This window comes from Collinsella aerofaciens (assembly GCF_964243765.1).
Lineage (GTDB): Bacteria > Actinomycetota > Coriobacteriia > Coriobacteriales > Coriobacteriaceae > Collinsella > Collinsella aerofaciens_BU.
Genome location: NZ_CAXTGI010000008.1, coordinates 40,206 through 59,838 on the forward strand (window position 1 = coordinate 40,206; position 19,633 = coordinate 59,838).

Annotated in this window: 17 protein-coding genes; 1 reads left to right on the forward strand and 16 read right to left on the reverse strand. The window is 63.2% G+C overall.

The genetic code is table 11. From position 1 onward, the window contains the following. Positions 1-38: 38 nt before the first annotated feature. From ACESSC_RS06800 to ACESSC_RS06850, 11 genes are all read right to left on the reverse strand, one after another. Positions 39-536 carry a TadE/TadG family type IV pilus assembly protein gene (locus tag ACESSC_RS06800; RefSeq protein WP_231501542.1) on the reverse strand — a complete coding sequence of 166 codons (498 nt, stop codon included), beginning with the start codon at positions 534-536 and terminating at the stop codon, positions 39-41. Beyond that, positions 511-729 carry a hypothetical protein gene (locus tag ACESSC_RS06805; protein ID WP_373162086.1) on the reverse strand — a complete coding sequence of 73 codons (219 nt, stop codon included), beginning with the start codon at positions 727-729 and terminating at the stop codon, positions 511-513. The genes ACESSC_RS06800 and ACESSC_RS06805 overlap by 26 nt, the downstream gene beginning before the upstream one ends. Before the next feature lies 1 nt (position 730). Then, positions 731-1,294, reverse strand: coding sequence for a hypothetical protein (locus ACESSC_RS06810; protein WP_147326459.1), 564 nt, complete (start codon positions 1,292-1,294; stop codon positions 731-733). Then, complete coding sequence (locus ACESSC_RS06815; protein ID WP_117628991.1) at positions 1,258-1,491, reverse strand: hypothetical protein; 234 nt, start codon at positions 1,489-1,491, stop codon at positions 1,258-1,260. The genes ACESSC_RS06810 and ACESSC_RS06815 overlap by 37 nt, the downstream gene beginning before the upstream one ends. Positions 1,492-1,501: 10 nt before the next feature. Beyond that, positions 1,502-2,143, reverse strand: coding sequence for a type II secretion system F family protein (locus ACESSC_RS06820; protein ID WP_373162089.1), 642 nt, complete (start codon positions 2,141-2,143; stop codon positions 1,502-1,504). Next, positions 2,140-2,988 (reverse strand): type II secretion system F family protein, encoded by an 849-nt coding sequence (locus tag ACESSC_RS06825; protein ID WP_373162091.1) that lies wholly within the window; start codon positions 2,986-2,988, stop codon positions 2,140-2,142. Before ACESSC_RS06825 ends, ACESSC_RS06820 begins: the two co-directional genes overlap by 4 nt. A 50-nt stretch (positions 2,989-3,038) precedes the next feature. After that, entirely contained in the window at positions 3,039-4,367 is a 1,329-nt protein-coding gene (locus tag ACESSC_RS06830) for a TadA family conjugal transfer-associated ATPase (RefSeq protein WP_006235095.1), read from the reverse strand. Then, positions 4,364-6,007, reverse strand: coding sequence for a CpaE/TadZ family protein (locus tag ACESSC_RS06835; RefSeq protein ID WP_373162093.1), 1,644 nt, complete (start codon positions 6,005-6,007; stop codon positions 4,364-4,366). The genes ACESSC_RS06830 and ACESSC_RS06835 overlap by 4 nt, the downstream gene beginning before the upstream one ends. After that, positions 6,007-6,666, reverse strand: coding sequence for a Flp pilus assembly protein CpaB (gene cpaB / locus ACESSC_RS06840; protein ID WP_373162095.1), 660 nt, complete (start codon positions 6,664-6,666; stop codon positions 6,007-6,009). The genes ACESSC_RS06835 and cpaB overlap by 1 nt, the downstream gene beginning before the upstream one ends. A gap of 252 nt (positions 6,667-6,918) precedes the next feature. Next, entirely contained in the window at positions 6,919-7,872 is a 954-nt protein-coding gene (gene rsgA, locus ACESSC_RS06845) for a ribosome small subunit-dependent GTPase A (RefSeq protein ID WP_373162151.1), read from the reverse strand. A gap of 472 nt (positions 7,873-8,344) precedes the next feature. After that, entirely contained in the window at positions 8,345-11,026 is a 2,682-nt protein-coding gene (locus ACESSC_RS06850; RefSeq protein WP_373162098.1) for a cation-translocating P-type ATPase, read from the reverse strand. Between the two features lie 441 nt (positions 11,027-11,467). On the opposite strand from ACESSC_RS06850, the gene pyk reads away from it, so the two are divergent. Next, positions 11,468-12,928 carry a pyruvate kinase gene (pyk, locus tag ACESSC_RS06855; RefSeq protein WP_118080786.1) on the forward strand — a complete coding sequence of 487 codons (1,461 nt, stop codon included), beginning with the start codon at positions 11,468-11,470 and terminating at the stop codon, positions 12,926-12,928. Positions 12,929-13,131: 203 nt separating this feature from the next. Here pyk and ACESSC_RS06860 read toward each other — a convergent pair whose 3' ends face one another. The 5 genes from ACESSC_RS06860 to pheT form a co-directional block, all read right to left on the reverse strand. Beyond that, on the reverse strand, positions 13,132-13,980 hold the full coding sequence (locus ACESSC_RS06860) for a hypothetical protein (RefSeq protein ID WP_373162100.1): 849 nt from the start codon (positions 13,978-13,980) through the stop codon (positions 13,132-13,134). Between the two features lie 81 nt (positions 13,981-14,061). Beyond that, on the reverse strand, positions 14,062-14,832 hold the full coding sequence (locus tag ACESSC_RS06865; RefSeq protein WP_373162102.1) for an energy-coupling factor ABC transporter ATP-binding protein: 771 nt from the start codon (positions 14,830-14,832) through the stop codon (positions 14,062-14,064). 44 nt (positions 14,833-14,876) lie between these two features. Beyond that, entirely contained in the window at positions 14,877-15,713 is an 837-nt protein-coding gene (locus ACESSC_RS06870; RefSeq protein WP_373162104.1) for an energy-coupling factor transporter transmembrane component T family protein, read from the reverse strand. Then, positions 15,691-16,776, reverse strand: a complete 1,086-nt coding sequence (gene cbiM / locus ACESSC_RS06875) for a cobalt transporter CbiM (RefSeq protein WP_373162106.1) — start codon at positions 16,774-16,776, stop codon at positions 15,691-15,693. The genes ACESSC_RS06870 and cbiM overlap by 23 nt, the downstream gene beginning before the upstream one ends. Positions 16,777-17,022: 246 nt before the next feature. Continuing rightward, positions 17,023-19,476, reverse strand: a complete 2,454-nt coding sequence (gene pheT, locus ACESSC_RS06880; protein WP_373162108.1) for a phenylalanine--tRNA ligase subunit beta — start codon at positions 19,474-19,476, stop codon at positions 17,023-17,025. Between the last annotated feature and the right edge of the window lie 157 nt (positions 19,477-19,633).

Sequence of the window (19,633 nt, forward strand, 5' to 3'; positions counted from 1 at the left end):
TCGGACGGTGCGTCAAAACGCGTCTAGACCAGAAACGCTTAATCCCATGCAGCAATCCACGAATCATAATCTCCCTCCAGCCATTCGGGACGCGATTGATACGAGACATCGACCTTGAGCTCAACGTAGCCGCCCTCGGCGGTACCACCCATAGCCTGCACAAATGCACCGATCACAGGCAACGGCTTGACCTCGCCGGAAACGGACACGGACGAGGCGCCACCCGCACCGACCCGGCCAAGCTCGATATCCCACGACAACGGCCCGCCGGCATGAAAGATCGAAACGTTGGGCACTGCGGCAAGTCGGCGGCGGGTGAACTCCTTAAGATCGTCGTCCTCCGCCGTCGTCGTGGTCATGAGCCGCGCGGTCTCGGCGGCGGCAGACTCCATGACCGCGCGCGTATAGAGCAGACACACCGGTTGCAGTGCGAGAAGGATGAGCGTCAGAAACGTCGGCAGCAAAAAAGCGGCCTCGACCGTAGACTGCGCCCGGTCCTCGCGCGCGATATCAATACAGCGCGATGTCCTCAGCACCCGCAGCAGCGTCGACAACCGATGTCGAGGTGACGCCGTGAGACGCCGCCCGCTCGACCAGCGCCGCCAAGCGCCCATCGGTGCCAGCACGCCAAAGCCCCGCAATCGCCAGCACGATCGATAACAGCGCCACCGTGACGATGGCGTATTCGACCGTTGCCTGGGCAGACTCCTCGCGCAGAACGCCATGCATTTCACGACCCCTCCTTTGAGCTTATTGTTTGCGGGACCAGGCGCACGGCGCGCAGACGACACGAAGCATCGCCAGTATCCGCGGCAACCGTCACCATATCGACCCAGCCGCGTCCGTCACGCACGATGGCGCCCCACACGTTTCCCTTGATGTCGAGATAGCCGCTCAGAGCAAGTTGCGCCGTGGGTACCTCGCGATAGGAACGCAGCATATCCGCCGCCGCTTCGGTCATCGGTCGGTCCTCGGACCATGCAAGCCGGACCACAATCGCGTTGCCCCCAGGCGAATCCGTCGCAGTGCCAGACCGCTTGTCGAGCGTCCGCAGAAAGGTTTGCGCCGTGACAGCGACATCCGAATCGTCCGCATCTCGCATCTCATCTTTTTGAGACGCCACCGCCGAATCTGAGCCCAAATCGGAGGCGGTCCCAGGACGCTGCTGCCGCGCGGCGTTAAGCCCCCAAAGCACCGCCGCTATCGCCACGGTCAGGCAAGCAAACACCAGCAGCACCCCGACGGGGCGCTCGCCCTCTACAGGCTGTTGATGCCCTCGCTGATAGCGTTCCATAGATCTTGGACCTTGCCCTTAAATGCGACGATGGCGATAATCGCGATCACCACGAGCACGCCGACCAAGATGGCATACTCGGTGGTACCCTGCGCACTCTCCTCCTGCAATAGTTCCTTGGCGCGCTGACGAACATGTGCCGCCCGGCAAAACGCCCAGCCCTGCACCTTGCCAGCAGTGTCAGTCATCGTGTTCATGTATTCCTCCCTACATCATCCCGCCTGCTCCCAGCAGCGGGCCCAATATGGACAGAAGCAACGCCGGCAAGATGAGCGTGCCGGTGGGAATCAGCAGCTTGACGGGTGCACGCTCGATCTCGCGCTCGACCGCGGCACGGTGAGCTGCACGGATCTCGCGACTTTGAGCGGCCAGTGTCTCGGCAAGTGGGGCACCCAGGGCGAGCGCCTGCCCCACCGTGATGGCAAAGGTCTCGAGCGCTCGCACGTCCAGGTCGCGCGCGGTGGCCAATAACTCGTCCTCACGCGTGCCCACGCCCACCTGCCACGCCATGCAGGCCCGCTCAAGGCGAAGAGCCAACACTGACCGGCGGTTGGCGCAGAAAATCTCAAGCGCCGCATCAAACGAAAGGCCGGCCGAAAGACCCAAGCGCACAACATCGATCATCTCGGACACTTCGCCGAGCGACACTCGCGCCGGGCCGCCCGCTCCAACCGCGCCCTTCACTCGCGCGGTCAGGGCATCGACCACCGAGCGACCCGCGGCAGCGACCAGCACCGCCTCGCGCTTGCAGGCCCCTGCGATCTTGCGTGCATCCGCCCGATCCAAACCCGTCGCGACAAATACACTCAGGGCGCACAGGCAAGCCGCAACTGCAACCGGGGCGTTCATAGCTCCACCCGCATAATGCGCCTGATAACCACCAGGGCAACGGCGTTGAGGGCAAGACCCAGCACCACAGCGCCCGCGCCGGCAGGCGTCGCAAGACCGCGACGAAAATCTGCCGAAAGCAGCGCCAACACCGCGCACATGCCCGCTGGCATCGCCGCGACCATATGCGCCGACATGCGAGCCTGCGACGTCTTAACATCCAGGCGGCGCTTGAGCTCGATGCGCTCCCCCACCATGCTCGACGCCTCGGACAGTAAGTCGGCAAGCGGAGCACCGGTGCGCTGAGACACCTTAAGCGCCAAGGTCACAAGCGAAAGACCGGGGGCGTCGATGCGCACGAGCAAGTCATCGAGCGCGTCGGTCGCCGAGATGCCGCAATCGATCGCCGCTGCCACCCGCAAAAACTCGGTATGCACCGGCTCTTGCGCATGAGCGCCCACAAAGCGCATGCCCTGGGCCAGCGAATGTCCCGAGGCAAGCGACATGGAAAGTGCGGTAAACGCCTCGGGCATGGCCTCTTCTGCATCGTGTTGCTCGCGCCGGCTCTCAAAGCCATCCCGAGCGGCGCCAACGGCAATCGGAGCAACAAGTCCCAAGGCAAATCCGAGGGGCGATAACGACACCATCGTTAGTAAAACGCAGCAGACACCGCTCGATAGCAGCAGAAACGCCAAACGCCCCGAAGCATCCTCGATCACGAGGCCAAGGCGATGCGCCGGAGCCAGCGATGCCCACGAACGGGCGATCTTTTTCAGCAGATCGTTTTCCACCAGCTCACGCGGCAGCTTCTCTGCCACCGTCTCGAGCACCTGACGCGCCAGCTCCGCCGGCGGTATCTGCGGCACACGAGGTTCCGCCCCGCACGCCGTCGCGACAGAAAACGCTGCTAAACCCCCTACGACGAGGGGCACAGCGACCTCCATTCGTCCACCTCCTCTTGTGTGAGCGTCCCCGACCGCAGGCCTTCTGCGATAAACGGCGGCTCGCGGTCAAGCGTCCAGGTGCGCTCGGCGGCATCGAAAGTCACATAGCGCTCGAGCTCTACGCCGCCCGACGCGGCGCGACGCACTCCCGAATACGAGGAGACGAAACGCCTGCCATCGGCGTGGCGCTCAGACATCACGATGCCGTCGAGCGCCATGGCAATCTGCTCCTCGATGAGCTCGCTCGGCAGATCGATGCCATAACGTGCAAGCAACGTCAGACGCACCACGGTCTCCTGTTCTGAGCCCGCATGAAGTGTGGTGAGCGACCCGTCGTGGCCCGTGTTCATGGCCTGCAACATGTCGCAGCACTCCGCACCGCGCACCTCGCCCACCACGATGCGGTCGGGGCGCATGCGCAGGGCATTGGTCACCAGGTCGCGGATCGTCACCGCGCCCTCGCCCTCAATTGAAGCCTCGCGCGCCTCTAGACGCACCACGTGCGGATGATGCGCAAACTTGAGCTCGGCAGAGTCCTCGATCGTCACGATGCGCTCGCCGGTGGAAATCTCGCATGACAATGCGTTGAGCAGGGTGGTCTTACCAGATCCCGTGCCTCCCGCAACCGCCAGATCCTGTCGCAGCGACACCGCGCACGACAGCAGCTGCGCATACCAAAGCGGCAGCGACCCCAGCCCCACAAGCTCGTCCAGCGAGCAGATGCGGTCCGAGAACTTTCGGATGGTGAGAATCGGTCCGTCAATCGCCACAGGCGGAATCACCGCGTTGACGCGATAGCCCGTTTTGAGGCGGGCGTTGACGATGGGGCTGCGCTCGTCGATACGGCGGCCAAGTGGCGAGATGATGCGGTCGATGAGCACGCGGATTTGCTCATCGTCCTCAAACGCATGCTCGATGGGGTACAAGACGCCGCCGCGTTCAAAGAAGGCCGAGCGGCAGCCGTTGATCATGATCTCGGTAACGGTATCGTCCTCGATGAGCGGCTGCAACGGCCCCAAGCCCACCACGTCATCCAAAATCTCGTCGATGATGGTCTCGCGCTCGGGCGTCGCGAGATCGGTCGGCTCCTCAACATTGAGCGCCGCCTCCACCGCAGGACGCAATTCCGAGCGGGCAAGTGCCGGGTCGATATAGGCGCTGATACGCGCCACTTCGTCGTAACCCATGCGGTCCATCACGGCGCGCTTGGTGCGTCGTTTCACCGCGCGGCGACGCCCCGCATCTACAGGCGCTGCCGCCGCTGCAGCGCCAGCAGCCTTAATCCTCGTTTGCAGGCTCATCGCTGATCACCCTCGCGCGACCAGGGAAGGCGAATACGCGGGCGTTCGGTGCGCATTGCACGGTCGGCGACCATATCGCTCCAAGGGCCGACGGCGCACCCCAGTTCCACGAGCATCTCGCGCGTGGCCTCGCGCACGCTGGTCGCAAAAGCGCTGGTCTGCCCCACTGCCTCGTCAGCGCGCCCAAACGCCATGAGCGCCGCCAAGTCCTGCCCGCCGTCGGCAATGCGGATCTTGGAGCTCAACGCGCAGGTAATCTCAAAGCGCATGGCGACATCCTCGTCAGCGCCGCGCGCGCCAAACCGGTTGAATACGGCGCTCATGCGCGTACGCGGCACGCCCACACGGCTCGCCAGCTCGATAACGCGTGCCGCGGACGTCGCAGACGACACCGATGGATCGCCCACGACCAGGCAGCGGTCGCTCGCCGCCACCGCGGCCGCCACGGCGTCGCCCCAAAAGACCGAGGTGTCGACAAGCACCACGTCGGATTCGCGGCGCAAGACATCGAGCAACAGCTCCACCGGACGCGCTATGAGCTCGGCCTGTTCGGGCGCGGCGACCGGGCCCCAAAGCGTGACGCCCGGGGCCACGCGCATCGAGGCGGCCACGATGTCCGATTCGGCGAGTGCGCCCGCAGCCGATGGCTCGATAAGCGTCGCCATGTCATGCGGGGCATCGGCACCCAGCAGGTCGTAGAGGTTTCCAAACATCAGGTCCAAGTCGAGCACGGCAGCACGCAGGCCCAGCAGCGACGCCGCGTGCGCCATGGCGGCGACGATCGTCGACTTGCCGCAACCGCCCGAACCCGAGACGGCGCAGACAACCGGGGCTCGATGCGACGAAGCGGCGGCATCCGCCGACGGCGTGGGGGCAGGCGGCGCCGGCACGGGCGGCAACGTCCCCGTCTCCCCGGAAGCGCTCATATGCTGCGCCCAAGCCGGCATGGCAGGCTGCTCGGTCCGCGGGGCCGAATCTGGGAACTTCACGGTCGCACCGACACGAACATTGTCGTTCCCGGCAAGTCCCTCAACCTCGTCGAGCTCATCGACCAGGCTCACGCCATGCACGTATCCCATATCTACAGCCAAAAGATCCTCGCCATACGGCACCGGCTCTCCGACTTCATCGTATGCAAGGGGGTCCCGGGGACACCGACCATGCTCGGCTTCCGCTTTTCCACAATCATCAACACGCGGGCCTCTTGTAGCGCGAGGCGCCCCGGGTTCCCTATCAACAAAAGCATCGGGCTCAATCGTCAGACACCGGTCGCAATCAACCGTTCCCTCGCCCGCGCGCCCGTTGCCGCATATGCTGCGCGCAGCGATAACCTCGGTCGCCCCTGCGCGAAACAGCCTCTCGATATCCGAAGGATCGAGCGTCTCTATCAGTACGACCACGCGGCTCACGCGGCCCTCGGCCGTCAGGCGCGCAACGGTCTTTCGCACGTCTTCGGCATCGAACAGGGCTGCCGCGATAATCGCCGCCCCGCGACGCGACGGAAACGCCCGTGCCATGGACACCAGCCCATCCAGGTCACCCACGCGAAGCACCTGCGCGCCCGCATCGCGGCCCTCGACTTCCCGCTGCAGCAATCCGTAATCACCACACGCGCAGCATGCAAGCCAGATCGCCTTCATCACTCGTCGCCTCCGCTCTTTTTGCTGCGCACCGTGGCGGGAATCGTCAAACTGACCGCCCCCTTGCCCGAGGCCCCCAGCAATTCCTTAACGTCTTCGGGGTCGGCCGCCAGCGTCACCCATTCGATCTTGCCTTCGCGCGTGGCGCCGGCCTCTTCGCTGGTATCGATCACGCGCGCACCGCACAGCCGATCGGTCACGCCGTCCTTTTGCACGTACACGTCCACGTAGCTGCCCACGCCCGTGGCGCCCCCGACCGAATGCTCGGCATCGACCGCCACCGAAACGGCGACCTTGCCTTTGGGCACCTCGAGCGTGTGGGTTTCGGCCTTGGTGTAGACATCGCAAATCACGGCATTTTTAGGGATGCGTGAGGTCGTCACGTCGCCGCGCACCTGGCGCAACTCGGTCGCCGCATCGCGCGGCAGTAGGCTCGCCAGCCATTCCTGGGTTATGACATTGGTCTCGTCGAGGGTCTCGCCCACATCGATATCACGCGCCGCGACGCACACCTCGACGCGATCGCCGCCATACTTGGCCAGCGTCTCGGCCTGGACCTGCTCAGCCTGCGAGCGAATCGACGATGCGTAGACCATGCAGAGCAGCGCGGCGAGCACACCCGCGATTAGACTGATGGCGATGCGTTTGCTCTTGTTCACGGCCGCTCCTCTCAAGGTAGCACCGGGCGGATGCCCGTAGCACCATTGTCCGAGCGGGCAAGCAGCAAAACGGTGCGATCGCGATCTTGGTTTTGAGTGTCAAACCAATTGCCGACCAAAAGCTGACCGGCCCGTCAAGCTCGTGGCAAGGTTTTGGTCAGCACGTCAGCAAAACGCACGTTTAGGGGCGCATCGGCAATAAAAAAGCCGCCTCCCGTACCATTGGGAGACGGCTGTCATAGGTAGATTCAATTACAGATGGACATCGGGATCGAGCATCTGAGCACTCACACGCATGGATGACGCCAGGTTTTGGAACGTCTCCAGGCGCAGGCTGTCGATTTGCCCGGCATCCTCGGCCTCGCGAACGGCGCAGCCCGGTTCGTGGGTATGCGTGCAGTCGCCAAACCGGCACGCACGCGACGCCTCGACGATCTCGGGAAACGCGCGTGCCAAGCCCCGCTCATGCCCCACGAGCGGCAGACTGCGCAGGCCCGGCGCGTCAGCAATAACGCCGGCTTCGCCCGGCAGCGCCACCATCACGCGCGCGACCGTGGTGTGGCGACCCTGGTCATCGCGCTCACGTACGCCGCCGGTCGCCAACGTATCGTGACCCAGCAGCGCGTTGAGCAGCGTCGACTTGCCAGCACCCGATTCACCCAAGATCATGGCGCAGCTCCCGGCGGGCACGCAGGCGCGCACCTCATCCAGGCCACGACCCTCGGCAGAGGACGTCACGATCACGCGCACGTCCGGACCCACCAAGCGGTGCACACGGTCCAGATCGCGCTCGAGCTCATCGGCGTCGCAGCGGTCGGCCTTGGTGAGTACCACCACCGGCTCGGCATCGCAGTCGAGTGCCAACACCAGCGAGCGCGCCACGCGGTCGAGCAGTACCTCGCCGGCGCCGAGCGCCTGCACGATCAGCACGCTATCCACGTTGGAGCAAAGCACCTGACGCTCGCCGCGAGCGCGTCCGCGCCAGCGCTCAAAACTCGTGCGGCGTGGCAGCACGCACTCGATCACGCCCATGTCGTGCCCGGGCGCACGACGCACCGCCACGCGGTCGCCCACGGCGGGCAGCAGAACCTCGTCCTCGCCACGCGACTTGGCAAACCCCACGGCATGCTCGGCACGAAAGGTGTCATCGGCAGTCGCCACCAGCGGAAACCCACGATCCAGGCGCACCACGGCACCAAGCTGCATCTGCTCGGGCTCCTCGGCCCGAGCACAAAAATCATCGAAGGCAGCCCGCTGAGCATCATCGACCGGCAGATCGTCGAACGCCGGAACATCCTGCAGCGCATCGAGTCCCGGCACGCTTGCCAGCAGCTCCTCGGCAGACGCGGGAGCTTCGGTCGCAAGCTTCCGACGACGATCGCGCTTAGCCCGCGCCCCCGTCGTCTTTTTCTTCGCCTTAGCCTTCGCCTTGCCCACAAGCGCCTCCCAGCACCACAAATCACAACTGAGCGGGTATTTTAAATCAAAAAGAGCTGGCCGGGCAAAGCCCGACCAGCTCACATACTTTCCCTCAGCCCTTTTCATCCGCACGGGGAGAGAAGCCAGCAAGGATAGCGCAGGGCCCGCCCCGGAAGCCCTTTCTCCCGAACGATCCCGCAGCGCAAAGCGCGAGGACCAGTGAGGGAGAAAGGGCGTGGGGCGGGCCCGAACGAGAGCGTTACTCTTTCTCCACTGCGCGCATGATCGCCTTGTAGATCTCCATCAACGGAATGATCAGGAAGGCAAGGCCCAGGGCGGCGATAACGCCCTTGAGCTCAAGCGTCACGGGGCCAAAGAACATCTCGGCAAGCGTCGGCTGAACGGTCACGATAACCGTCAGTACCAGCGCCAGCGCGGCAGATGCCCACAGCCACTTGTTCTGCTTCTTCATGCTAAACAGCGACGCACGACGGCTGCGCATATTGAAGCAGTGGAAGATCTCGACCATGTTGAGCGTGATGAACGCCATCATCACGCCTTCCTCGTCGGCATTGCCGGCGATCATATCGGCGATGTGGATGTAGCCCATGTCAAAGTACACGCCCACAAAGAAGCTCGCCAGCACCAGCGCGGTGATGATCAGGCCCTGAACCACACAGTCCAGGCCCATATTGCCGGCAAAGACGCCGTCCTTGGCGTTGCGCGGCTTGCGCTTCATGATGTCACCCTCGGCATCCTCCATGCCCAGCGCGAGCGCGGGGAAGCAGTCGGTGACCAGGTTCACCCACAGCAGCTGCACCGGCTGGAAGATGGTAAAGCCGATGAGCGTGGCGATAAACACCGAGAACACCTCGGCAAGGTTAGCCGAAAGCAGGAACTGGATGACCTTGCGGATGTTGTCGTAGATGCGACGGCCCTCTTCGCAAGCACCGATGATGGTGGCGAAGTTGTCGTCGGCAAGCACCATGTCGGCAACGTTCTTGGTGACGTCGGTACCGGTGATGCCCATGCCCACGCCGATGTCGGCGCGCTTGATGGACGGGGCGTCGTTGACGCCGTCGCCCGTCATGGCCACGATCTGGTCGCGCGACTTCCAGGCCTCGACGATGCGGGTCTTGTGCTCGGGCTGGACGCGAGCGTACACGCCGTAGTCCTCGATGTGCGCGTCGAGCTCCTCGTCGCTCATGCGATCGAGGTCGGCACCGGTGATGGCATGGCTGCGATCGGTGACGATTCCCAGCTGCTTGGCGATGGCCACGGCGGTGTCGATGTGGTCGCCCGTGATCATGACGGTGCGGATACCGGCGTCATGGGCCTCGCGGATGGCGTCGGCGACCTCGGGGCGGACAGGGTCAATCATGCCGGACAGGCCGCAGAAGACCAGGTCATGCTCGAGCGCAGCGGGGCTGCAGTCGCTCGGGACCTCGGTGTAGGTGCGGCTTGCCAGCGCCAACACGCGCAGGGCCTCGTCGGCCATGGCCTTGTTGGCGGCCACGAGCTCGGCGCGGCGCTCCTCGGTCAGCGGGACGACCTTTTCGCCCTCGTAGATATGGGTGCACAGGCCGATCACCACGTCGGGCGCGCCCTTGGTGTACTGCTCGTACTCGCCATCCAGGGTCTCGACGACCACGGACATCATCTTGCGGCCCGAGTCGAACGGGGCCTCGCCCACGCGCGGGTGCTCGGCAGTCAGGCCGGTGAGACCAGCCTTGCCGGCGTCGTTGACGAGCGCACACTCAGTCGGCTCGCCCACGGCCTCGCCCAGCTCCTCGTCCCACTGGGCATCGGAGCAAAGGGCCATACCTGCCAGGAACTTCTCCTTAGGCGCAGCGAGCTCGTGCTTGACGACGGTCATCTTGTTCTGGGTAAGGGTGCCGGTCTTGTCGGAGCAGATGGTCTGCGTGCAGCCGAGGGTCTCGACGGCAGAAAGCTTGCGGATAATCGCCTGGCGCTTGGCCATCTTGGTCACGCCAAGCGACAGCACGATGGTCACGACGGCGACCAGGCCCTCGGGGATGGCGGCGACGGCAAGCGAGACGGCGACCATAAAGGTGTCGAGCAGGGCAGTCGGGTCGGTGAGGACGTTGCCCACGCCGTGACGGATGATGTCGACGCCAAAGATGACGACGCAGATGACGATCACCATGATGGTAAGGATGCGGCTGAGCTCGGCAAGCTTCACCTGCAGCGGCGTAAGCTCTTCCTTGGCCTCGGCCAGGGCGCCGGCGATCTTGCCCATCTCGGTATCCATGCCGGTACCGACCACGACGGCGCGGCCGCGGCCGTACACCACGGTAGAGCCCATGTAGCACATGTTCTTGCGGTCGCCGAGCGGCACGTCATCGGTGCCCGCGGCAAGCTCGATCACGTTGGCGTGCTTCTCTACGGGCACGGACTCGCCGGTGAGTGCAGCCTCTTCGATCTTCATCGTGGCACTCTCGAGCACGCGGCAGTCGGCCGGAACGGAGTCGCCCGCCTCGAGCATGATCACGTCACCGGGCACGAGCTCGGCGCTCGGCAGGTGCACGAGCTTGCCGTCGCGCAGTACCTTGGACTGCGCCGCGCTCATCTCCTGCAGGGCCTCGAGGGCTTCTTCGCTCTTGGCTTCCTGGACCACGCCCAGCACCGAGTTGACGATAACGACGAACATGATGATGACGACATCGGCAAAGTCGGGCTCGCCCTTGACCATGCCCGTGAGCGCACTGATGACGGCGGCAACGATCAGCATGATGACCATGGGATCGGCCATCTGCTCAAAGAAACGCTTCCACAGCGGCGTCTTCTCGGCTTCCTCGAGCTTGTTAGGGCCTGTCTTAGCGAGGCGCGACGACGCCTCGTCGTCGCTCAGGCCGAGGTTCTCATCGACACCCTGGTCGCTGAGCACCTCCGCCGCGGCGGACAGGTATTCCTTTTGCATATAGAGTCCCCTCCTGGGATTCGGGCCACTCAGCAGATTGATGCCCGATCATAATTCCCAGGAGAAGGGCAAGGGCTCATCAAGGCTGCCGTGCTGAGCGGCAGTTGATAGTGGAGCTATGGTACCCCAAAGCAACGCGTCTAGCCAAAACAATCCATTTGGAAATATGGTCCATAAGCAACGGTGCAGGCCGTGTGATGCTCAACATTGATAAAACGTTTTTTCTTCGGCGCATCATCAAATTGAAATATCGCCCAGATAGCAGCGGTTAGAACGGTTGGTAAAGTTTTTGCATATACCGTTTTTCCGCAAAAAATGAACTTCTAATTCGGCATACGGTCGATTTTTTGGGGTATTCGGTCGGCATTTCGTTATAATCAACTCAGTTTTATTTCTTATGGTTTATCTATCAGCGCAAGACGATGTCAGATGGAGGTCTGAATGTACAAGCGCACTAAGATTGTATGCACCATGGGTCCCGCCTGCGATAGCGACGAGACCATCCGCGAGATGATCAAGGCGGGCATGAACGTCGCCCGTTTTAACTTCTCGCACGGCTCCTACGACGAGCACCACGGTCGCATCGAGCGCGTCCGTCGTATTTCCAAGGAGCTCGGTATGCCCGTCGGCATCCTGCTCGACACCAAGGGCCCCGAGGTCCGCACCGGCCTTCTGGTCGATGGCAAGAAGGTTGCCGTCAAGACCGGCGACAAGATCGTCGTCACCGCTCAGCCCACGACCGAGGATTTCCACGGCACCGCTGAGCACATCTCCCTCGACTACCTGGCTCTGCCCTCCGAGGTCGAGAAGGGCTCCCTCATCCTGATCGATGACGGCCTGGTTGCCCTCGAGGTCGAGTCCGTCGACGGCCAGGACATGACCTGCGTCGTCAAGAACGACGGCCTGATCGGCGAGCGCAAGGGCGTCAACATGCCCAACGTCAACATCTCGCTGCCCGCCATCACCGAGCGCGATCGTCAGGACATCCTCTTTGGCCTGACCGAGAACATCGACTACATCGCCGCTTCCTTCATCCGTGACGGCGAGTCCGTCCGCGGCATCCGCAAGCTTTGCCGCGAGAACGGTGGCGAGCACGTCACGATCTTCCCGAAGATCGAGTGCGCCCTGGGCGTCGAGAACTTCGACGAGATCCTCGAGGCTTCCGACGGCATCATGGTTGCCCGTGGCGACCTGGGCATCGAGATCAAGCCCGAGCTTGTTCCGCACATCCAGAAGGAGATCATCGCCAAGTGCAACGCGGCCTACAAGCCCGTTATCACCGCTACGCAGATGCTCGACTCCATGCAGCAGAACCCGCGCCCGACGCGCGCCGAGGTTGCCGACGTTGCTAACGCCATCTACGACGGCACCGACGCCGTCATGCTCTCTGGCGAGTCCGCTGCCGGTAAGTACCCGGTCGAGGCCGTCAAGATGCAGGCCAGCATTGCTCTCGAGACCGAGAAGTACCTCCCGGCCCACGCTCCGCTCGAGGTTCCGGCCGATGCTCACGGCACCCGCGTTGTCAACAACGTTGTGGGTATGTCCGCTGTGAACATGGCCACCACCGTTGGCGCCAAGTGCATCACCGTGCCGACGACCACCGGTCGTACTGCTCGCCTGATCTCGCACTTCCGTCCCAACATGCCGATCTGCGCGTTCTCCCGCCACGAGTGGGCCGTCCAGCAGATGATTATGTACTGGGGCGTTATCCCGCATCAGGCCGAGATTACCCAGGGCACCGTCAACGGCACGATCGTCAAGGCGATCGAGACCGCTAAGGAGCTCGGCTACGTCGAGGCTGGCGATTTGACCGTCGCTACCGCCGGCGATCCCCGCATGAGCGTCCAGCTCGAGGACAAGGTCTCCTCGACCAACGTCGCTTACGTCGCTCAGGTGCGTTAAGTCGTACTTGCAAGCATGTTTGCACAGAAAAAGGGCCCGGAAGGCTTTGCCTTCCGGGCCCTTTTTTAGACCGTCTTCGTATGCCGCATCATCGATTTGTGTTCAGTCGCGAACCTTTCCGATGTCGAGCGTACCACCGAAGATGCCCTGCGACGGGAGCTGTTGGTCAATTGGGATGAACTGTTCACCGTTAAGCCGGCCGGCTAGCAGCTAGCGATCAGGGGGACTGCGGGAACGTCAGAAGCAGCAACGCGAGCTGCAAATCCCGCCTCGGTTAGCTCGATGACCTCGGTAAACGTTGCGTCGAAGAACTCCTCGGTCAGAAGGCGGTATGGCGGATGATCGGGCTCACCGGGGTTTTCGCGCACGATCTCGTGCATGACGCCGATGGTCTTGAGCACATACTCCTTATGGATGGGATACTGACCAAAACGCGTCGCCGCAGTATAGAGGCGATCGGTCGCGCGCGGAATCGAAACAATGCCGAGCGTCTTGCCAAACCAGTCAAAGTCGCCTTGCTTTTTAATGCGGAATTCCTCGCACGGCTTGCCGCCGTGCGCCTCTAGGTATTGGTTCACGCGGGTATTCCACACAGTATCGGCCACAAGGTGAGACCAAACGCCCAGCGTCAGATCGAGCAGCGACTGCGCCACGTCATCGGGCGCGAGCGAAAGCTCACTAGCACCGGGACCGGCAACCGGCTCGGCGTCCTTGTAACGTTGGGGATAATGCACCCGATTGAGTCGCTCACGCTCCTCGACAATCGAGGTCGCGGCAGCCAGCGTACCAACAGGCGCCCCTTTGAGCAGCGGCGCCACATAGGTATCCCAGAACTCATGCTCACGAGGCTTAGGGATGGGCTCAGGCTTGGCAAAGTGCGTAATGCGGTACGGGATGGGATCGGCAATGCCAGGGACCATATAGCCCACGAAGATATCCGGAACCACGCAGCCAAACAAAAAGGCATTGCGGTCGCGCACGCTATTGGCAAGCGCACCGGTGCGCTCCAGCAAACGCTCCGTCTGAGCGATATGAATGTTCCAGCTTGGCATAGCCACCCCCATAAAAAAACCTGGATAACTATACCATCACGGCAAAGCCGCGCGGGCGGCTACGCACGCTCTACGCAGCAACTATTCCGCAGCGCCGCTCTCGGTTCCATACGACGGCGAAGGCGCCTCGACCACATGGTGATATCGATCGATATAGATGGCGCGGGCGCCCAGGCGCCGCACCAAATCCTGATGATGTGTGCTCATCAAGACCGTCTTGCCGGCAGCAACATAGGCCAGTAGAAAGTTGACCACGATGTCGCACGAGTCCTCGTCAAGTCCGTTGGTGGGCTCGTCGAGCACCAGGATATCCGGGTTCATCGACACCACCGCGGCCAGCGCAACGCGCTTCTTTTGCCCGCCCGAGAGCTGATAGGGAGAGGCGTCGGCAAGGTCGGCAACCTGGAACAGCCCCATGGCATCGCGCACGCGGCGCTCGAGCTCGTCTGCCGGCAGCCCCATTTGAGCCGGGCCAAACGCGACTTCCTCGCCGACCGTGGCGCAAAAGAGCTGCGCATCGGCATTCTGGAACACAAAGCCCACGCGTTGATGGAACCGTTGGGCCGTCGCGGAATCCTTGAGATTTGCCGCATCGACCACGCGCCCGTCAAACAGGTACGCACCCGTGTCCGCAAGCTCAAGGCCATTGATAAGACGCATAATCGTCGTCTTGCCGCAGCCGTTGGGACCGAGCAGAGCAACGAGCTCTCCACGGTTCACCTGCAATGAAACGCCATCGACCACCGTATGACCCGCATAGGAAAACACCACGTCGCGAAACTCGATGAGCGGAGTGACCTCGGCGCCGGCAGCACCGCTCGCACCCATCGCGTTATTCGTATCGTTTGCCAAAACGTCGCCCTTCCCTACTCACATCAACGGTTCGACCGTCCGCGCTACAGCACCGCGCACAACACGGCGAGCAACGCCACAACGGCCGCGTAAACCGCATCGCGCCAGCCAAAGCCGCTCCGTGCAGGCGCCGGATACACGCCGGCGAAGCCGCGACACAGCATGGCCTCGTCCATCGCGCGGCTGCATTCCATCGCCTTGATAAACGTCATGCCCATGATACCCGCCAGCGAATCGGTGCGCGAAAAACCCGCAGGCGCGGAACCGACGCTGCGCAGCATGACCGATTCGCACAGATCGTGCGCCGTGCGTCCCAGCACCTCAATATGCTTGAGCGCCATATCAAACGTAAAGATAACCTCGTCGGGCAGGTGCAGCATCTTGAGCGCCGCCGACATGCGGCTCCAGGTGAGCGTCCACGAAACACCCAGCACCAGCGACACATTAATAAACGTCTTGAGCGAGATCTTGAGCATGGCGCCCGTGGCAGACGCGCTCAGCAACAGGGCAGGCAGCGCCAGAACCACCGCAAGCCCCGTGGCGCCAAGCGCCGGTACAAAAGTCGCGCGCAACCCGCGCGCGGGGCGCACCGCGACCAGCACCAGCGCGATAGCCGCCATCAGCATCAGGTACAGCGGGCTCTGCGTCAGACACACGCACAGGACGCAGACGAACATCCCCACCAGGCGCACCGGAGCCGAAACGCAAGAAAGGGCGCGGTCGACCATCGACCCGCCCTCGTGCGCGCCTCCACCCAGGCGGACCCGCTCAAGCAGGCTCGCCAGGTGCAGGACGTTCTTTTGCATCACACGATGCCGAGCGCCCGTGGGCTCGTAACGCTGCGCGTCCGCAAGCCAGCTAGGCAGCTCGACCGTCGCCATGAGCCCCGCTTTCCTTAACTGTCAGCGAGATCAGACGGAATGCGATGGTGAGCACCGCCACACCAATCACGCCCGAAAGAATATACATCGCGGCCTGGCCGGCAAAGCCAAGGCCCTGCTCCTCGGAATAGGCCTGCAGATAATCGCCCGTGGGCAGAGCGTCGGCAAAGGTCGGAGTGTCGAGGCCGGCCGAAGCCTGCAGGCTATCGTCGCCGGCTTCCTGGACGGCAACCGCAGCGCCCTCGGCATCCCACTCACCCCAGGCGTCACCCGTGGCCAGCAGGCCCAGCGGCGTGGCTACGACAAGCATGGCAACCAGGATGAGCGTGGGGACCAGCGTGGTCTTCTTGGCAGCAGCGCCCTCGGCGGCAAGCTGACCATCGGCGGCCTCGGGGCCGACGATAATGCTCGGCGCCGTCTTCTTAATGAAACCGTAGATGGCGGCCGTCGCCACGCCCTCGACCACACCGGCAACCAGCATATGCGGGACCAACATGGCCGGAATAGCCACGGACAGCGGGAAGGGGCAGTACAGCGGGGCGCCCGAAGCGTTGGTGAAGAGCATCGGCTGAATACCGAACTCGATTGCCGCGCACAGGGCCGCCAGGCACAGGCCAACCCAGCCGCTTACGATGGCCGAAACCGAGGTGCCCCAGCTTTTGTCGTGTAAACGGCTGTTGAGCGCACGGAACACGATAGCAGCGGCAAACGGCAGCGCAAAGGCCATGTTAAAGCAGTTGGCTCCAAAGGACAGGATGCCGCCGTCGCCAAACAGCAGCGCCTGCAGCGCCAGCGCAACCGAAACCGCAATGGCAGCAGCCTCGGGGCCCAGCAGCAGCGCGATGAGCGCGCCACCAACGGCGTGACCAGTGGTACCGCCGGGCAGCGGCACGTTGAACATCATGAGCAAGAAGGAGAATGCGGCGCAGATGCCCAGGAACGCCATATGCTCGCGATCGAGCGTGGCGCGCACCTTTTTGATGCAGTGAACCCATACGGGCACCATCGCCACCGCCATGACGGCATCGGTCTGCGGGGACAGGTAGTTGTCTGGAATGTGCATATACGCCTCCCGGTTATCGGCGCACGAAATTGCAACGTCGCCTAAATCACCTTGTCAGTATTACGTAATGTCAGATTCGTAACACGCCGCGGGCTATCATAGCAAAACGGCGCGCTGCCGACAAAGCAGCACGCCGTTATGTAATGCGCGTGTCATATATGCAGGCTCAGCAGCGCCTTATACCGAGCGTAGCGGTCACGTAGGACTCGCCAGCAGCCACCGCTGACCTATACCCCAGCGCAAGACCTAGCCGCGGACCTCGCCGTTTACGCCCTTGCACACCTTGGTGACGATCTTCTGGTGCGCCTTCTCGACCTCTTCGCTGGTGAGCGTGTGGTCGTCGGAGCGATACGTAAGCGCAAAGGCCATGGACTTCTTGCCCGCTCCGATGCGGATGGGATCGCGATAGACGTCGAACAGGCGCACGCCCTCGAGCAGCTTGCCGCCGGCGCTGGTAATACGGCGCTCAAGATCCTCGCAGGTCACAGCGTTGTCGACCACGATAGCTAGGTCATGCTCAACAGCCGGGTACTGCGAGAACTCGCGGTAGTTCTCCTGATTGCGGGCGCCCTTGATCAGCTTGTCCAAGTCGAGCTCAAAGGCAACGACGACCTCATCGATGCCCATCGCCTCGCGCGCCTCGGGGTGGATCTCGCCGACCCAGCCCAGCACGGTACCGCCGGACAGAACCTCGGCCGCACGACCCGGCTGCAAGAAAGCGTAGCCCTCGCCCTCCACGGGACGGAAGCGAACCTTCTCGATGCGCAGCTGGGCAAGCAGCTCCTCGACAATGCCCTTGCCAAAGAAGAAGCGCAGCTTGCGGTACTTCATGTTCCAAGACTGCTCACTCCATTGGCCCGAGAGCACACCCGCCACAGACTTGGTCTCCTTGGGCAGGCTGGCGTTCTCGCGACCGTGGAACAGGCTGCCGACCTCGTACAGGTGCACGTTGGGCGTGCCGTGGGCCTCGTTGTAGGCAACGGACTGGAGCAGGCCCGGCAGCAGCGAGCGGCGCATCTCGGTCTGCTCGGCCACCAGCGGATTCATGAGCACCACGGGGCAGCCGCGGCCTTCGGTGGACATGCCGATCTTCTCCAGGTCGCCCGGAGCGGCAAAGCCAAAGGTCGTGGTCTCGTTGAGGCCGCAGGCGCGCAGGATCTCACCGACCTTACGGGTGAGCTTCTGCTCGCGGGTCAGGCCACCGATGTGGTTCTTGGCAGCCGGGATGGTCGCCGTCACGCGACCCATGCCCCACAGGCGCAGGACCTCCTCGATCAGGTCGATCTCGCGCGGCAGGTCGGGACGGAAGCTCGGCGGGGTGACCATAAAGTCCTCGCCGTCGCGCTCGACGGTGCAGCCCAGACGGGTGAGCGAGCGCTCGATAAAGCCGGGCTCGATATCGGCACCGCAGATGGCATGCACGCGGGCCAGGCGCAGCTTAATGCTGTCGATGGTCTTGGGCGCGGGGAACACGTCGACATAGCCGGGAGCAACCTCGCCGCCGGCGATCTCCACGATGAGCGCGCAGGTAACGTTGGCGACATCCACACAGCCGGTCTCGTCGACCTGGCGCTCAAAGCGGATGGAAGCATCGGAGATCAGCGACAGGTCGCGGCTGGTGTGCGAGGTGCGACCGGCGTTGAAGCAGGCGCTCTCGACCATCACGTCGACGGTGTCGTCCTCGATCTCGGAATCCATGCCGCCCATAACGCCGGCCAACGCCACGGGGCGCTCACCGTCGGTGATGAGACCCATGCCGGCGTCGAGCGTGCGCTCCTCGCCATCGAGGGTGGTGAACTTCTCATCCTGCTGGGCGGCGCGAACCACCACGCGGCGGTGGCCGTCGCGCTCGGCAAAGGTAGACAGGTCAAAGGCATGCAGCGGCTGACCGGTGAGCATCATCACGTAGTTGGTGATGTCAACGATGTTGTTGTGCGGACGCACGCCCAGGGCGTTGAGGCGCTTGACCATCCAGTCGGGCGAGGGGCCGACCTTCACGTTGCGCACGATGCGGGCGACATAGCGGTCGCACAGGCCCTCGTCGGCGATCTCGACCGAAAGCTCGTCGTCGGTCGCGCGGCCAGTCTCCGCCTTGATGGCAGGCAGCTCAACGTGGAAATCACGGTCGAAGATGGCGCCAGTCTCGCGGGCCATGCCGATCATGGACAGGCAGTCGGGGCGGTTGGGCGTGATCTCGCAGTCGAGCACGGTATCGCTCGAGCCCACGTACTCGGCAAACGGCATGCCGCAGGGCGTGTCCTCGGGCAGGATCATGATGCCGGAGTGGTCGCCGCCCAGGCCGAGCTCGCGCGCGGAGCAGTTCATGCCCATGGACACGACGCCGCGAAGCTTGCTCTTCTTGATCTTGACGTCGCCGGGTAGGACAGCGCCAATCATGGCCGTGACGATATGGTCGCCGGCCTCAAAGTTCTGCGCGCCGCAGACGATCTGCAGCGGAGCGGGGTTGCCGTCGGCGTCGAGGTTCTTGTCGCCCACGTCGACCGAGCACACATACATGTGGTCGCTATCGGGGTGTGGGGCCTTGGTGAGCACCTTGGCGGTCACCACGTGGTCGAAGGACTCGCCCACGGTGTCGATCGCCTCGACCTCGGTGCCGGTACGGATATATTCGTCCGAAAGGGTCTTGGGATCCTCCGGAATATCGATCATGGTCTTGAGCCAGTCGTAAGAAACACGCATCTAGCTCTCCTTTCATACTGAAAGCCTGCGAAGAAATGCAGGTGGAAACTTCAACTTTGTGAACATTCCTTACAAAGCGAGGGTTGTCCAAGTGCGGCAGATCGGCCCGAAAGAGGAGCGCCGCGTACTTTGGTACGCAAGCGACGAATGAGCGCCG

Bases quoted from the DNA above. Each gene is read 5' to 3' on its own strand.
- ACESSC_RS06805 (WP_373162086.1), bottom strand. From the start codon at position 729: ATGCATGGCGTTCTGCGCGAGGAGTCTGCCCAGGCAACGGTCGAATAC.
- ACESSC_RS06810 (WP_147326459.1), bottom strand. From the start codon at position 1,294: ATGGAACGCTATCAGCGAGGGCATCAACAGCCTGTAGAGGGCGAGCGC.
- ACESSC_RS06815 (WP_117628991.1), bottom strand. From the start codon at position 1,491: ATGAACACGATGACTGACACTGCTGGCAAGGTGCAGGGCTGGGCGTTT.
- ACESSC_RS06820 (WP_373162089.1), bottom strand. From the start codon at position 2,143: ATGAACGCCCCGGTTGCAGTTGCGGCTTGCCTGTGCGCCCTGAGTGTA.
- ACESSC_RS06830 (WP_006235095.1), bottom strand. From the start codon at position 4,367: ATGAGCCTGCAAACGAGGATTAAGGCTGCTGGCGCTGCAGCGGCGGCA.
- ACESSC_RS06835 (WP_373162093.1), bottom strand. From the start codon at position 6,007: ATGAAGGCGATCTGGCTTGCATGCTGCGCGTGTGGTGATTACGGATTG.
- rsgA (WP_373162151.1), bottom strand. From the start codon at position 7,872: ATGCAGCTTGGTGCCGTGGTGCGCCTGGATCGTGGGTTTCCGCTGGTG.
- ACESSC_RS06850 (WP_373162098.1), bottom strand. From the start codon at position 11,026: ATGCAAAAGGAATACCTGTCCGCCGCGGCGGAGGTGCTCAGCGACCAG.
- pyk (WP_118080786.1), top strand. From the start codon at position 11,468: ATGTACAAGCGCACTAAGATTGTATGCACCATGGGTCCCGCCTGCGAT.
- ACESSC_RS06860 (WP_373162100.1), bottom strand. From the start codon at position 13,980: ATGCCAAGCTGGAACATTCATATCGCTCAGACGGAGCGTTTGCTGGAG.
- ACESSC_RS06870 (WP_373162104.1), bottom strand. From the start codon at position 15,713: ATGGCGACGGTCGAGCTGCCTAGCTGGCTTGCGGACGCGCAGCGTTAC.
- cbiM (WP_373162106.1), bottom strand. From the start codon at position 16,776: ATGCACATTCCAGACAACTACCTGTCCCCGCAGACCGATGCCGTCATG.
- pheT (WP_373162108.1), bottom strand. From the start codon at position 19,476: ATGCGTGTTTCTTACGACTGGCTCAAGACCATGATCGATATTCCGGAG.